The sequence below is a fragment of the Nocardia sichangensis genome (assembly GCF_047200615.1).
In the GTDB taxonomy this organism is placed as follows: Bacteria; Actinomycetota; Actinomycetes; order Mycobacteriales; family Mycobacteriaceae; genus Nocardia; species Nocardia sichangensis.
The window spans coordinates 130,890-145,242 of sequence record NZ_JBJZOK010000015.1; the positions used below are offsets into that span (position 1 = coordinate 130,890).

At 69.9% G+C, this 14,353-nt stretch carries 15 protein-coding genes; 6 read left to right on the forward strand and 9 right to left on the reverse strand.

Annotated elements, in window-relative coordinates:
* Both ACL03I_RS21545 and ACL03I_RS21550 read left to right on the forward strand, forming a co-directional pair.
* Positions 1-723, forward strand: a complete 723-nt coding sequence (locus tag ACL03I_RS21545; protein ID WP_355077175.1) for a TIGR03089 family protein — start codon at positions 1-3, stop codon at positions 721-723.
* 106 nt (positions 724-829) lie between these two features.
* Complete coding sequence (locus ACL03I_RS21550) at positions 830-2,131, forward strand: cytochrome P450 (protein WP_355077173.1); 1,302 nt, start codon at positions 830-832, stop codon at positions 2,129-2,131.
* On the opposite strand, the gene ACL03I_RS21555 is transcribed toward ACL03I_RS21550, so the two are convergent.
* Both ACL03I_RS21555 and ACL03I_RS21560 read right to left on the reverse strand, forming a co-directional pair.
* Entirely contained in the window at positions 2,132-2,833 is a 702-nt protein-coding gene (locus tag ACL03I_RS21555) for a response regulator (RefSeq protein WP_355077172.1), read from the reverse strand. It lies immediately after the preceding gene.
* Positions 2,830-4,401 (reverse strand): sensor histidine kinase, encoded by a 1,572-nt coding sequence (locus tag ACL03I_RS21560; protein ID WP_356967325.1) that lies wholly within the window; start codon positions 4,399-4,401, stop codon positions 2,830-2,832. The genes ACL03I_RS21555 and ACL03I_RS21560 overlap by 4 nt, the downstream gene beginning before the upstream one ends.
* 122 nt (positions 4,402-4,523) lie before the next feature.
* On the opposite strand from ACL03I_RS21560, the gene ACL03I_RS21565 reads away from it, so the two are divergent.
* Positions 4,524-5,882 (forward strand): cation:dicarboxylate symporter family transporter, encoded by a 1,359-nt coding sequence (locus ACL03I_RS21565; RefSeq protein WP_355077168.1) that lies wholly within the window; start codon positions 4,524-4,526, stop codon positions 5,880-5,882.
* A 54-nt stretch (positions 5,883-5,936) separates the two neighbouring features.
* On the opposite strand, the gene ACL03I_RS21570 is transcribed toward ACL03I_RS21565, so the two are convergent.
* Positions 5,937-6,152 (reverse strand): DUF4287 domain-containing protein, encoded by a 216-nt coding sequence (locus ACL03I_RS21570; RefSeq protein ID WP_355077166.1) that lies wholly within the window; start codon positions 6,150-6,152, stop codon positions 5,937-5,939.
* On the opposite strand from ACL03I_RS21570, the gene ACL03I_RS21575 reads away from it, so the two are divergent.
* A complete protein-coding gene (locus ACL03I_RS21575) occupies positions 6,135-6,569 on the forward strand; it encodes a TetR-like C-terminal domain-containing protein (RefSeq protein ID WP_412806834.1) in 435 nt (144 codons plus the stop codon). The two genes, ACL03I_RS21570 and ACL03I_RS21575, sit on opposite strands and share 18 nt — an antisense overlap.
* Positions 6,570-6,608: 39 nt before the next feature.
* Positions 6,609-8,078, forward strand: coding sequence for a phytoene desaturase family protein (locus tag ACL03I_RS21580; RefSeq protein WP_364432511.1), 1,470 nt, complete (start codon positions 6,609-6,611; stop codon positions 8,076-8,078).
* Between the two features lie 23 nt (positions 8,079-8,101).
* Here the strand turns inward: ACL03I_RS21580 and ACL03I_RS21585 are convergent, their stop codons facing one another.
* The 5 genes from ACL03I_RS21585 to ACL03I_RS21605 form a co-directional block, all read right to left on the reverse strand.
* A complete protein-coding gene (locus ACL03I_RS21585) occupies positions 8,102-9,028 on the reverse strand; it encodes a cation diffusion facilitator family transporter (protein WP_364432508.1) in 927 nt (308 codons plus the stop codon).
* Between the two features lie 74 nt (positions 9,029-9,102).
* Complete coding sequence (gene manA / locus ACL03I_RS21590; RefSeq protein ID WP_355077159.1) at positions 9,103-10,323, reverse strand: mannose-6-phosphate isomerase, class I; 1,221 nt, start codon at positions 10,321-10,323, stop codon at positions 9,103-9,105.
* The gene (locus ACL03I_RS21595) at positions 10,323-11,525 is read right to left on the reverse strand and encodes a serine/threonine-protein kinase (RefSeq protein ID WP_355077157.1); all 1,203 of its coding nucleotides are present in this window, start codon (positions 11,523-11,525) and stop codon (positions 10,323-10,325) included. The genes manA and ACL03I_RS21595 overlap by 1 nt, the downstream gene beginning before the upstream one ends.
* A gap of 118 nt (positions 11,526-11,643) precedes the next feature.
* On the reverse strand, positions 11,644-13,020 hold the full coding sequence (locus ACL03I_RS21600; protein WP_412806835.1) for a phosphomannomutase/phosphoglucomutase: 1,377 nt from the start codon (positions 13,018-13,020) through the stop codon (positions 11,644-11,646).
* 52 nt (positions 13,021-13,072) lie between these two features.
* The gene (locus ACL03I_RS21605; RefSeq protein WP_039800382.1) at positions 13,073-13,453 is read right to left on the reverse strand and encodes a DUF3499 domain-containing protein; all 381 of its coding nucleotides are present in this window, start codon (positions 13,451-13,453) and stop codon (positions 13,073-13,075) included.
* A gap of 13 nt (positions 13,454-13,466) precedes the next feature.
* Between ACL03I_RS21605 and ACL03I_RS21610 the strand changes: the two genes are divergently transcribed.
* Positions 13,467-13,634 carry a hypothetical protein gene (locus ACL03I_RS21610; RefSeq protein WP_412806836.1) on the forward strand — a complete coding sequence of 56 codons (168 nt, stop codon included), beginning with the start codon at positions 13,467-13,469 and terminating at the stop codon, positions 13,632-13,634.
* A 116-nt stretch (positions 13,635-13,750) separates the two neighbouring features.
* On the opposite strand, the gene ACL03I_RS21615 is transcribed toward ACL03I_RS21610, so the two are convergent.
* On the reverse strand, positions 13,751-14,230 hold the full coding sequence (locus ACL03I_RS21615) for a metallopeptidase family protein (protein ID WP_168434228.1): 480 nt from the start codon (positions 14,228-14,230) through the stop codon (positions 13,751-13,753).
* Positions 14,231-14,353: the final 123 nt, after the last annotated feature.

Genomic DNA, 14,353 nt, shown 5'->3' on the forward strand with positions numbered 1-14,353 from the left:
ATGCGTGACATCGACCAGGCACACACTCTCACCGAAGCGGTGCTCGATCCCATCCTCGCCCGCGAACCCGCGGGCCCGCGCGTCACCTACTACGACGACGCCACCGGCGCCCGCATCGAGCTGTCCGGCGCGACGCTGGCGAATTGGGCGGCCAAGACCGCCAACCTGATTCGCGACGAGTTCGGCCTGAGCCCGGGCGCGCGGGTCGCCGTCCTGCTCCCGGCGCACTGGCAGACCGCCGCGGTGCTGCTGGGCTGCTGGTGGGCGGGCACCGAGGTGGTGTTGCGTCCGGACCGGGACGCTGATCTGGCCCTGGTCACTCCGGACCGCCTGGACGACGCCGACGGAGCGGGCGAGGTCGCGGCCCTGTCGCTGGACGCCATGGGCTCGCCGGTGCGCGACCTGCCGGTGGGCGTCACCGACTTCGCCACCTCGGTGCGCGTGCACGGCGACCAGTTCCTACCCCGCGGCGCCGGCGTCGCGCTCGACGGCATGCCGGTCGCCGAGGTGCTCGCCGAGGCGCGGAAATCGGCGATGCGCCAGGGCTTCGCCGAAGGCGACCGAGTGCTGTCGAGCACGCCGTGGGACACCCCGGCCGAACTGATCGACGGATATCTCGCGGTGCTGGCCGCGGGCGCTTCGCTGGTGCAGGTGGTCAACCCGGATCCGGCGCTGCGCGAGCGGCGCGTCGCCTCGGAGCGGGTGACCGCGCAGCGCGGCTGAGCGGCTCCTACCACGGTATAAGCGCCGAATCCGACCTGAGGACGTTCCACAAGCGGGCCGGGTTCCGTACGGTGGACTCATCGGCGACGACGACGGGGTTGGACTTATGAAGCCACATTATTGGTTCCGCTGGTTGTCCGTGCAGGGCGCGCCTCGTCTCGTTCTGCGCCTGCAGGCGCGTCGCGGTGACCCGTTCGCCGAACTGATGGGCGGACCGGCCGGTTTCGACGACCCCTATCCGCTGATCGAACGTCTGCGCGGCGAGACGAGGCTGATGCGCACCTCGATCGCGTGGGCGACCTTCGACCACGAGCTGTGCCGCTCCATCCTGCGCGACAGCCGCTTCGGGGTGCGCACCACGGAGAGCTTCAACATTCCCAAGCCGCTGCAGAAGCTCGCCGAACGCTTCCCCTTGCCGCCGAATCCGGTGGAGCCGCCGTCGATGCTGGTCATCGATCCGCCGGAGCACACAGCCATGCGCAAACCGGTGGCCTCGGCCTTCACCCCGCGCGCGATCCGCAGGCTGCGCGACCGCGTCGAGACGGTCACCGAGGAACTGCTGGACGATCTGCCCGCGCACGGTTCGGCGGACCTGATCCGCTCGTTCGCCGCCCAGGTGCCGATCGCGATCATCTCGGAGATGCTCGGTTTCCCGGACGAGGACAAGGCGCTGTTCCTGGACTGGGGCGATCAGATGACGCCTCTGCTGGACGTCGGCATCCCCTGGCACGCGCACCGGAAAGCGATGCGTGCCATGGAGGTGATGAACGACTACCTCGACCAGCACATCGAACGGTTGCGTCGCGCGCCGGGCGAGGACATCCTCAGCAGCCTGGTCGCCGCGGGCGAACTGGACTCCTACGCGCTCAAGGCCACCGCGAGCCTGCTCATGGGCGCCGGTTTCGAGACGACGGTCAACCTGATCGGCAACGGTGTCGCGCAGTTGCTGGCCCATCCGGATCAGCTGGAGCGGCTGCGCGAGGAGCCGGAGCTGTGGCCGAACGCCGTCGAGGAGATCCTGCGTTTCGACTCCCCGGTGCAGACCACCGCGCGGACCGCGCTGACCGATGTCGAGATCGACGGCGTCCGGGTGCGCGAGGGCAACACAGTGGTGCTGTCGCTGGCGGGCGCCAACCGCGATCCCGCGGTCTTCGCCGATCCCGGGCGTTTCGACGTCGGGCGCGACAACGCCAAGGACCACCTGTCGTTCAGCAGCGGCGTGCACGTCTGCCTGGGCGCGAGTTTGGCCAGGATGGAAGGCGTCTACGCCCTGCAAGCCCTGTTCGAGCGGTTCCCCGACCTGCGGCTGGACGGTCCGCTGCGGCGGCGCGCGCTGTTCACCCTGCACGGGTACGAGCGCATGCCGGTGCACCTCGGCCAGCGCGCGCAGGCCCCGGAGCCGGTCTGATCAGCCCGTGGTCTTCCAGACGTAGCGGGTCTTCGGGCGCCCGGCCCGGCCGTAGTCGGAGCGGCGGACGACCAACCCGTCGTCGGCCAGCTTCTCCAGATAACGCCATGCGGTGATGCGCGAGACGCCGATCGAGGTCGCGGTGTCCGCGGCCGTCACACCCTCGGCCTCGGCCGCGCGCACGGTGCGGGAGATCTCGTCGAGGGTCTGCGGCGCGACGCCCTTGGGAGTCGTCGCGCGCTGGTCGGTGGTGCGCAGGGCGCTCAACGCCCGGTCGATGTCGTGCTGGGAGATGGCGCTCTCCCCGGCAGGGAGCGCGGTGCGGAACTCGCGATAGCGGTCCAGTTTGTCGCGAAATGCGGCGAAGGTGAACGGCTTCAGCAGATACAGCACGACGCCGTGCGACACCGCGGTGCGCACCATGGCCAGGTCCCGCGCGGACGTGATGGCGATGACGTCCGGGCGCGGCGCCAGGCCGGTCAGTGCGGCGGCGACGTCGAGGCCGCTGGCGTCCGGAAGACCGATGTCCATCAACACCAAATCGATCGGCGTGCCCTCGGCCGCGGCGTCGGCCGCCGCGCGCATCGCCTCGCGTCCGGTGTGGGCGATGCCGACGGGTGTGAATCCGGCGATGCGCTCCACGTAGGCGCGGTGTGCCTCGGCGATCAGCGGCTCGTCCTCGACGATCAGCACGCGGATCATCGTGCCTCCTTTCGTGGGATCGTCACGGTGACCGCGCTTTCGGGATCCCGTTCGGTATGGATGCTTCCCCCGTGACGGGCCACCAGCCGGTGGACCAGCGCGAGACCGAGCCCGTGGTGGTCGGCTTTGGTCGAATAACCGCGCTGGGACGCGCGGGCGAACGTCTCCGCCGACATGCCGGGGCCGCTGTCGGCGACCCGGATGTAGAGCGTGGACTCGTCCGGGGCGTCCGCCCATTGGTGGCGCAGCGTGACCTCCACCCAGCCGGAGGTGCTGTCCGCCGCCGCATCGATCGCGTTGTCGACGAGATTGCCCACCAGCGTGACGGTTTCGTGCGGGGACAGCGGGTCCACCGAGTCGAGCGCGGTGTCGTCGGTGATCGTCAGCTCGATGCCGCGCTCGGCGGCCTGGTTCACCTTGCCGAGCAGCAGAGCGGCCAGGGCAGGCGCGCCCACCGCGGCGAACAACCGATCGATCAGCGACTGGGACAGCTCCAGTTCAGCCGTGGCGAACTCGACGGCCTCGCGGTGGCGGCCCAGTTCGACCATGGTGACCACAGTGTGCAACCGGTTGGCCGACTCGTGCGCCTGCGCCTGCAACGACGCCGCGAAGCTGCGCACGGAATCGAGTTCGCCCATCACCGCCTGCAACTCGGTGTGGTCGCGGATGGTCATCACCGTGCCGATCGCCCGGCCTTCCCACTCCACGGTGTCCTGGTTGACCAGCAGGATCCGGTCGGTGGTCACGTGCATCTCGTCGCGGACGGTGCCCCAGCTCATCCGTTGCAGCGACAGCGGGAGGTCGCTGCGCCGCACGTCACCCGCGGGCAGGTCGAGCAGGCGGCGCGCCTCGTCGTTGACCACCTCGGCATCCTCGCCGGACGCGCCGAACACCACCAGGCCCTCGTGCACCGAATGCAGGACGGCGTCGTGGTGCTCGTACATCGCGCGCAACTCGTCCGGCGCCAGGCCGTGGGTCTGCCTGCGCAGCCTGCGGCTCAGCAGGAACGATCCGCCCGCGGCCAGCGCCAGCCCGGCCGCGGCGACGCCGAGGATCAGCGGGAACTGAGTGGCGACCTGGTCGCCGATCTTCGCGCGGGTCACGCCCGCGGAGACCAGAGCGACGATCCGCCCGTGGTCGTGGACCGGAGTCACCGCCCGGATGGAGGGGCCGAGCGTGCCGGTGAAGGTCTCGGTGAACGTCTCGCCCGCCAGCGCGCGATCGATGGTGCCGCTGAACGGCAGTCCGATCATCGCGGGGTTGGTGTGCGTGTAGCGGGTCCGATCCAGCGCCATGACCACGATGAAATCCATGCCGGTCTCGCGCCGGATCTCCTCCGTCACCGGCTGCAACAACGCCGTCGGATCCGCGCTGTGCAGCGCGTCGATGGTCGAGGGCGCATCGGCCACGCTCACCGCGACGTCGGTGACCTCCCTGGTGGTGGTGACGTCGCTGTCGTGCCTGGCGTCCAGGACCGCGAGCACCACGCCGATCCCGATCATCACCGCCAACACGACCAACTGGAAGACGAACGCCTGCCCGGCGAGGGAGAGCCGACCGCGTCTCACAAGCTCTGCCTCCGCTGAACGTAATGCACCAAACAGTGACCGGGATCACCCGGCCGACCATCATTCTGCCTGGAAGGCGTGAGCCACTTCGCGTCGGTACCTTTCGAAGGGAAATCCTCGCTATGAGCGACACGACTCGAACGCGGCGCGACCGCACCCATTGGCTCTATCTGTCCGTCATCGTGGCGGTGGTCGCGGGCGTCCTCGTCGGCTGGCTGGCGCCGGGCGCCGCGCAGTCGTTCGCCCCGCTGGGAACCATTTTCGTCAATCTCATCAAGATGATGATCGCTCCCGTCATCTTCTGCACCATCGTCCTCGGGATCGGCTCGGTGCGCGCGGCGGCCACCGTCGGCAAGGTCGGCGGACTGGCCATCGGCTACTTCCTGGTCATGTCGACCATCGCGCTCGGCATCGGTCTGGTCGTCGGCAACCTGCTGCAACCCGGCGCGGGACTGAACATCGCCACTTCGGCCAAAGCCGGTCACAACCTCGCCGATACCGCGCACAGCGCGGGTGGTACCTGGGAATTCGTCCAGAACATCGTGCCGTCCACGCTGCTGTCCTCGCTCACCACCGGCAACGTGCTGCAGGCGCTGTTCGTCGCGCTGCTGGTCGGATTCGCGGTGCAGGCCATGGGCACGACGGGCGAGCCGATCCTGCGCGGCGTGGCGCTGCTGCAGAAACTCGTGTTCCGCATCCTGGTGATGATCCTGTGGCTGGCGCCGATCGGCGCGTTCGGCGCGATCGCCAACGTGGTCGGCAAGACCGGCTTGGACGCCGTGGCGAAGCTGGGCACGCTGATGCTCGCGTTCTACCTCACCTGCGTGGTCTTCGTCTTCGGCGTGCTCGGTCTGCTGCTGTGGAGCGTGTCGCGGGTGTCGATCTTCAAGCTGGTCCGCTACCTCGCGCGGGAGTACCTGCTGATCGTCGCGACCTCGTCGTCGGAATCGGCGCTGCCACGGCTGATCGCGAAGATGGACCACATGGGCGTCGAGCGCACTACCGTGGGCGTCGTTGTGCCCACCGGCTATTCGTTCAACCTGGACGGCACCGCCATCTACCTGACCATGGCATCGCTGTTCATCGCCGAGGCGATGGGCAAGCCGCTGTCCATCGGCGAGCAACTCGGGCTGCTGGTCTTCATGATCATCGCGTCCAAGGGCGCGGCGGGCGTCACCGGCGCGGGACTGGCCACGCTGGCGGGCGGATTGCAGAGTCATCGGCCCGAGTTGCTCGACGGTGTCGGCTTGATCGTCGGCATCGACCGCTTCATGTCCGAGGCGCGGGCGCTGACCAACTTCTCCGGCAACGCGGTCGCCACGGTGCTGATCGGCACCTGGACCAAGACCGTCGACGTGGATCGGGTGCGCGAAGTGCTCGATCGCAAGTTGCCGTTCGACGAGCGGACCATGGTCGACGACGACCACGGGACGCCCGCGCAGGCGCAGGAATCCGAGGCCAAGGATCTGGTCCAGGCATAGCGCGCGCACGACGAAGGGTCCGCAGGATCTGCGGGCCCTTCGTGGCGTCCGGGATCAGGCCTCCCACTTCTCCGGGTGCAGATGGTGCTGGGTGAGGGCGTTGGCGTGGCCGTGCCCGAAACCGTGCTCGGTCTTCAGCCACTCGACGAGTTCCTTGTGTGCGGCCAAACCGGTCTCGCGCATGGCGGCCTTCCACTCTTCGATGGTGCGGCCGTACTTGGCCTCGATGGAGGGGAAGTAGGACGCGGGGCCGTGCGGCTTGGTCGCCATGGTCGATCTCCTTGCTCGTCGTGCGTTCGATGGTGCAGACGGGGCAGCTGCCGGAAAATCATCGCACCGGCCCGTCATGCCGCCGCGGACTCGCCGCTGCGGGTCGCGCGGGCCTACTTGGACTTCGCGGTGGCGAATCCGTCGCTCTACGACGCGATGTTCCTGATGAACACAGCCCTCACCTTCGGCTTAGAGGCGCAGCTGCCGCTGCGGGCGGCCTTCGGCGAGCTGGAAGCCATGTTCCGGCCCTTCGTCGATGCGCCCGACCTCGGCGCCCGCACGGAGGTCGCCTGGAGCTCACTGCACGGCCTGGCCACGCTGGGCGGGGGTGGACGGCTGCGGCCGGAACTGCGCGATCGACGCCTGGTCTGGCTGGTGGCGGAACGGCTCGCCGCCGTGGGCGCGGCGCGGGCCTGACGTCCGTGTCGGCATGCCCGTCGCCGGTAGCGTGGGGGTATGGCTGATGTGGTGGTGGTCGGCTCCGGACCGAACGGCCTCGCCGCCGCGGTGATCCTGGCTCGGGCGGGGCTCGCCGTGGAGGTGTACGAGGCCGAGGCGACGGCCGGAGGTGGGTCCCGTACGGCGGAACTCACTTTGCCCGGCTACCGGCACGATCTGTGTGCGGGCGCGCATCCGATGGCGGCGGCCGCGCCGCTGTTCCGCGCGTTCGACCTGACCGCGCACGGTGTCGAGTTGCTCGCACCGGAGGTCTCCTACGCGCATCCGCTCGACGGCGGTGTGGCCGGACTGGCCTGGCGAGATCTGGATCGGACCGTCGACGACCTCGGTGCCGACGGCCCGGCGTGGCGCAAACTGTTCGCTCCGCTGGTGCGGCACTGGCCGGACGTGGTCGACATCGCGATGTCGGATCTGCGCCGCATCCCATCCGGCCTCGCGACCTCGATCCGTTTCGGCCTGCGCACCCTGGAGCAGGGCTCGCCGCTGTGGGACATCAGGTTTCGCGACCAGGTCGCGCCCGCCCTGTTGACCGGCATCGCCACCCACGCGATCATTCCCCCGCGCGCCGTCACCGCCGCGGGCGCGGCGCTGTTGCTCGGCACGCTGGCCCACGTCGAAGGCTGGGTGATTCCGCGCGGCGGCAGTCAGGCGATTCCCGACGCCCTCATCGCCGAACTCGAACGTCTCGGCGGACGGGTGCACACCGGCCACCGGGTCGACTCGATCGACGAGTTCGCCGGCGCCCGCGCCGTTCTGCTCGATCTCGCCCCGGCCGAACTGCTGCGTATCGCCGGGCATCGGTTGCCCGCGCGGTACGCGAAGCGCCTGCGTCGTTTCCGGTACGGCGGCGCGGCGTGCAAAATCGACTTCGCCCTTTCCGGGCCGGTGCCGTGGCGAGCCGAGGGCTGCGCGCTGGCCGGGACGGTGCACGTGATCGGCACCCGCGCCGAGGCCATGGCCGCCGAGCACGCCGTGGCCATGGGACGACACGCCGACCGGCCCTACGTGCTGTCCATCCAGCCGGGCGTGGTCGATCCCACTCGCGCGCCCGAGGGCGGCCACACGTTCTACACCTACGCACACGTGCCCAACGGCTCCACCCGCGATGTCAGCGAGGAAGTGATCGGCCAGGTCGAGCGGTTCGCGCCGGGTTTCCGCGATCTGATCGTCGCCAAGAACGTGATCACCGCCACCGAAATGCCCTCGCACAACGCCAACTACATCGGCGGCGACATCTCGGCGGGCGCGATGACCCTGCGCCAGTTCGCCTTCCGCCCGGCTCCGCGCTGGAACCCATACGCCACACCGATTCCCGGTGTCTATCTCTGCTCGTCCGCGACGCCCCCGGGCCCCGGGGTACACGGTATGTGCGGGCTGCACGCCGCGCGCCACGCCCTGCGCGACCGCTTCGACATCCGCACCGATCCGCTCGACCTCTTACGCACCCCGGCTTTCCAGCATCGCTGAGGACTGCCCCGGTCGCCGAGTCGCTAACTCGTGGCGGGCTCGGTGCGGTAGAGATCGGGTTCGAGGTAGATGACGCGCGCCGCGGGTACCGCCGCGCGGACGCGGGACTCGGCCTCATCGATGGCACCGGCGATCGCCGCGATGTCGAGTCCGGGAACGACGCCGACCTTCGCGGCCACGAGCAGTTCCTCCGGGCCGAGGTACTGCGTCTTGAGGTGGATCACCCGGTCGATGCGGGTCCGGTCGACCAGGTTCGCGCGGATCAGCCGGTTCTCCTGCGGCGTGGCGCCCTCGCCGATCAGCAGGCTCTGCATCTCCACGATCAACACGACCGCGATGACGCCGAGCAGCCCGCCGATGGCCAGCGTGCCGACGCCGTCCCAGACCGGGTCGTCGGTGAGCATGGTCAGGCCGACGCCCGCGAACGCGAAAACCAGGCCGATCAGCGCGCCGGTGTCCTCCAGCAGCACCACCGGCAGCTCGGGGCTGCGTGAATTGCGGATGAACCGCCACCAGCTCGCGTCGCCCTTGAGTGGTGCGGACTCGCGCACCGCGGTGGTGAAGCTGTATGACTCCAACGCGATCGCGATCACCAGGATGATCACCGCCACGATCGGCGAACTCAGCTCCTCCGGATGCTGGATCTTGTGGATGCCCTCGTAGATGGCGTAGCCGGACCCGAGGGTGAACAGCACCAGCGCCACGATGAACGAATAGAAGTAGCGGTTGCGCGCGTAGCCGAAGGGGTGCAGCTCGTCGGCTTCCTTCGCGGCGCGCTGCTGGCCGAGCAGCAGCAGTGCCTGGTTGCCCGTGTCGGCCACGGAGTGCACGGCCTCGGCGAGCATCGATCCCGAGCCCGTGATCGCCGCACCGACGAACTTCGCCGCCGCGATCCCCGCGTTCGCGGACAACGCCGCGATGATCGCCTTCTTGCCACCGCCAGCCGACATGGAAGCATGTCCTCTCTGTTTTCGAGATACCCGCGAACAGACTAGGACACCTGGAATCCGGCGTTCCGGATCGGTCAGCCGGTCGCGCCGACGGACGCGCAGAACAGCTGGACGTCGCCGTCCACCGCTTGGGCGCGAATATCGGTGTCCACGGCGGAGATCCACGCCGCGCCACCCCGGGTGAGCTCCAGCGACGAGTCGTTGCGGAACAGCCGCACCGTCCCCGCGGTGCACAGCACGATGCCCGGTCCCGCCGCGGTCAGCGGCACCCGGGCGGAGCCCGCGACCAGGTCGAAGCGGCGCAGCGCGAACTCCGGTGCGGGCGTGCGATAGCGCACCGACCCGTCACCGGCGGGCTCGGGTAACACGGCAGGCAAGTCGATCGGCTCGAAATCCAGCACCCGCAACAGTTCCGGCACGTCGACGTGCTTGGGGGTGAGCCCGCCGCGCAGCACGTTGTCGGAGTTGGCCATGATCTCCACGCCCACCCCGCGCAGGTAGGCGTGCAGATTGCCGGCCGCGAGGAACAATCCTTGGCCCGGCTCCAGGGTCACCCGGTTCAGCAGCAGCACCGCCAGCACGCCCGCGTCGCCCGGATAGGCCTCGGCCAATTCGAGGGTCGTGCGCGCCTCGGCCGTGAACTCACGGGCGCCTTTGCCCGACAGATACCGCACGCAGCCGTCGAGCACCTCGGGCAGCAGCGTGGTCAGCACGTGGTGCGGCAGCGTGATCCAGGTGGTGAACAGCGTGCGCAGGCCCGCCTTGTCCGGTTGCGCGGCAAGCAGTTCGCAGTAGGGGCGCAATCCGTCCACCGCCAGTGCGCGCAGCAGTGCGACGGTGCGGTGCGGATCGCGGAAACCGGCCAGCGCCTCGAACCGGTCCAGCGCGACTACCAGCTCGGGCTTGTGGTTCTCGTCGCGGTAGTTGCGCAGTGGGGAGTCCAGCGGCACCTTCGCCTGGTTCTCCCGCGCGAAGCCGGCCCGCGCCTGCTCCGTGCTCGGGTGCGCCTGCAGCGACAGCGGCTCCTCTGCGGCCAGGATCTTGAGCAGGAACGGCAGCTTCTCGCCGAATCGTTCTGCGGCCGAGCCCAGTTCCCGGCTCGGGTCGGCGGCGATCAGTTCCAGCAGCGACGTGGTGCGGTCACCGGTTTTCACGTGCGCCGGATCGGCCGGGTGGGCGCCGAACCACAGTTCGGCCTCCGGATGCGCCGACGGCACCGGCCTGCCGCACAGCTGAGCGAGCGCGGTGCGCGAGCCCCAGGCATACGAGCGCAGCGCACCAACGAGTTCGTGCACTAGTAGCTTCCCCCGTACTGCCCCTGGCTGTCGGCCGGAGCCGTCCGCGAGCCGAGCAGCCGCAGGTAGGCGGCGGCCATCTCCAGTCGCAGCGCGAGCACCGCGAGCTGTTCGAGTTCGGTGCCGTTCGCCTGCGCGGACTCCTCGGCATGGGTCTGCGCGGGCGCGGCGGGGTCGGTCATCTCGGTGTGCAGCAGGTCGACGTCGGCGTTCACCAGATCGGCGTCCACCAGGTTCCCGCCCTCGCCACCGAACACCGCGATGCGACGGCGTGCCGCCGCCCGATCGCGATCGGCGCTGAGCACGAACACCCGGACGCGCTCAACCGGCGCGGGCCCGTCCAACTCCTCGTCGTGGAACATCGGGTCGAAGTCGGGCGCGGATTCGCCTGCCGCTTCGGCCATCCGGGTCCGCGCGGCCACGGCCTCGGCCAGATCCACCGCGGTGGCGACCTTGCCCGCGGATTGCAACAGCACTTCGGCGCCGTGCTCGGCGAGTTCGGCGGCGGCGGGCGAGTCGCCCGCGAGCACGATGCCCCGCTGCTGCATCCGGGCGGCCAGCGTCTTGGCGGGGTTGTGGAAGACCTCGTTGTGCGGGCCGTCGCGTAGCGCCTCCGCGTCCAGCACGTCGGCCAGGTCGGCGAGTTCCGGGACTGCGGCGCCGGTGCGCTGGGGGTCGACCGCGCGCAGGACCGCGATTCCGGCGGCCAGGAAGCGCAACAGGCGGTTGTACCCGAGAACCTGGACCCTCGGTTCCAGGACGGCGGCGCGTCCGGCCGCGGCGGCGCGCAGCGGCCCCTCGTGCGGCGCGGCGACGACCACCTCGGCGCCGCGACGCAGCGCCCGGTCGACGGCGTCGATCAGGCGCGGATCACCCGCGTCGTCACCGGAGACCAGGACGACGTCCAGCGGCCCCACCCACGGCGGCAGGGCGGCGGCGGGCACGACGGGTAGGCCCGCGCGATCGCCGAGCGCGGCCACGAGCAGTCCGGCGGCACGTGCGGCGCGTCCGGAACCGGAGACCAGCACCACGCTGCGCGGTCGCAGATCGGCCAGCCGGGCCAGCGCGTCCTCACCGACGGCCGCCGCGGTGGCACGCACCTGGGCGCCGCCAGAGGCGGCCGAGCGAAGGGCGCCGCCTGCGTCGGCGGCTTCGAGTGAAGCGGCATCGTCGAGGTCGAGCACCGGTGTTCCAGCGATCATCGGGCGTTCCACCTCCCCTCATCGCGCTGTGTCTTTTCCGCCCCCGCGCCCACCCGGTCCAGCTGCCACACCGAGACCGAGTCGGGCGAATCCAAGGCCTGTGATTCCACTATTCCAGTCAGGACCGCACGATGCTCAGGATCTCGGTCACGAGTGCGTCTACTTCCTCCGCCGATCGGGCCTCGACGTTCAGCCGGAGCAACGGCTCGGTGTTCGACGCGCGCAGGTTGAACCAGGCGTTGTCGGCCAATTGCACGGTCACCCCGTCCAGCCGGTCCACCGAGTGCGCCCGGTCGGCGAAGGCGTCCACCACGGCCAGCGTCCGCTCCTCGGCGTCGGCGACGGTGGAGTTGATCTCGCCGGAGGCCGCGTAGGTGGCGTAGGACGCCATCAGTTCCGACACCGGCCGGTCCTTCTCGCCCAGCGCGGCCAGCACGTGCAACGCCGCGAGCATCCCGGAGTCGGCGCCCCAGAAGTCGCGGAAGTAGTAGTGCGCGGAGTGTTCGCCGCCGAACACCGCTCCGGTGGCGGCCATCTCCTGCTTGATGAAGGAATGGCCGACCCGGGTGCGTACCGGCGTTCCGCCCAGTTCGTGCACCAGCTCCGGTACCGCGCGGGAGGTGATCAGGTTGTGGATGATCACCGCGCCGGGCTCCTTGGCCAGTTCGCGCTCGGCGACCAGAGCGGTGATCGCCGACGGCGCCACCGGGTCGCCGTTCTCGTCCACCACGAAGCAACGGTCGGCGTCGCCGTCGAAGGCGAGGCCGATGTCCGCGCCGGACTCGCGGACCAGCTTCTGCAGGTCCACCAGGTTCGCCGGGTCCAGCGGGTTGGCCTCGTGGTTCGGGAAGGTGCCGTCCAGCTCGAAGTACAGCGGCACGATCGTCACCTGGGGCAGCGTGCCCAGCACCGCGGGCACCGTGTACCCGCCCATGCCGTTGCCCGCGTCCACCGCGATGGTGAGCCGGCGGATATCGCCCAGATCCACCAGGCCGCGCAGGAAGTCGGCGTACTCGGTGAGCAGGTTCGATTCGGTCGCGCTGCCGCGCTCGCCCGGGTACGCGGGCACGCCGTCGACGAGTTCGTTCTTGATGGCGGCCAGGCCGGTGTCCTGCCCGACCGGAAGGGCCTTGGCGCGGCACAGCTTGATGCCGTTGTAGCGGGCCGGGTTGTGGCTGGCGGTGAACATGGCGCCCGGGCAGTCCAGGCGGCCGGAGGCGAAGTACAGCTGGTCGGTCGAGGCGAGACCGATGTGCACCACGTCGAGGCCCTGGCCGAGCACGCCGTCGGCGAAGGCGGCCGACAGCTCGGGGGAGGAATCCCGCATGTCGTGACCGATGACGATCCGGTTCGCGCCCTCGGCGCGCATCAGCCGTGCGAAGGAGGCGCCGACGTCCCTGACGAATTCCGCGTCGATCTGATCACCGACCACACCGCGAACGTCGTAGGCCTTGATCACCGCGTTCACGAATTCGGCAGAGCGGGCGACTGTCATGCCCAATACCCTAGTGGTTGCGCCGGACCGGTCCGACACCGTCCTCGTCCGATCAGGACGGCGGGTCGGGCAGCACGCGCAGATGGCCGCGGCGACCCGTTCGTGTGGTGCGCGGCGGCGGGGGAGCGTAGTCGCGATAGCCACGCTGTTCGCGCTCCGGTGGGCGGCGGCGCAACCCCGCCTCCCGCACCGCCTCCGCCAGCGCGGTCAGGTCGTCGTCGTCCGGTGTGCTGGAGGAGAATCCGCCTTCGTGGCGAACCAGTTCCCAACCCTTCGGAGCGGTGATGCGTGAGCCGTGCGTTTCGCAGAGATCCCAGGAGTGCGGTTCGGCGACCGTCGCGAGTGGTCCGACCACCGCCGTCGAGTCCGAGTACACATAGGTGAGCGTCGCGACGGCCGGATTCTTGCAGCCTGGTCGGCAGCAACGACGCATGGGAATCACGCCGATGAGAGTAACCCCCCTGGCGCGTCGATGGGGACAGACACGCTTGAAGAATCTCGGTCCGTACGTCGCGGAACGAGGGCAGCACGACGTCCCACAGGGCCGTGACGGGCCCCGCGGTGATCTGGACGACTTCGCCGTACGCGCGGGCGACGGTGTCGCCGGTGCGTGACATCGGTGGTGCGTCGTGGCGTGGGTTCACGGAGTACCCAGCCGGTGACCGGCCTACACGCCCGCGCCTGCCCCGCAACGGCATTCGGGAGCCGCCGCCACCCGGATGGGTGCGATTCACTCCGCTTCCGGGTCGATCACGTCCGGATCGACGCCGAGGTAGGTCGCGACCTGCTGGACCAGGACTTCACGCAACAGATCCACCAGGTCGTCGGGGTCGCTGGCGCGCAGCTCGAGCGGCTTGCGGAACAGCACCACCCGCGCCCTGGTCGCCGCCCCGTGCCGGTCGACGCCCGCCGGGATGAGCCGGGAGAGGGGAACCGGGCCGTCGGCCACGACCTCGTCCGGCCAGGTGACCGAATCGGGATGCAGCGGACGGATTTTCGGAACGTCGTCGACCGCGATGTCGAGCTTGGTGAGCCGGTCGTGCCAGCGGGAGTCCAAGGGGGCGAACGCCTCCAGCACCAGCCGGTCGAACTTCTGGCCTCGGGTCCGCCAAGCGGGCACGGTGGGTGGCAGCATCGGCCCGCGCACTCCGCGGCCGCGGCGGATCACCGACCGCGCGGTCGGCGGTCGACGCTTACGGGAACGTGCCATGAGAGAAAATCTAGGCCAGTCGGCTCCGGTCGTCCGCATCGAGGCGGTCGGGAACTGTCCGGTCGTGTCGCGCGTGCCCGGAGCGCCACGGTGGACGGGCGGCTCCGGGCATCGCGGATGTCT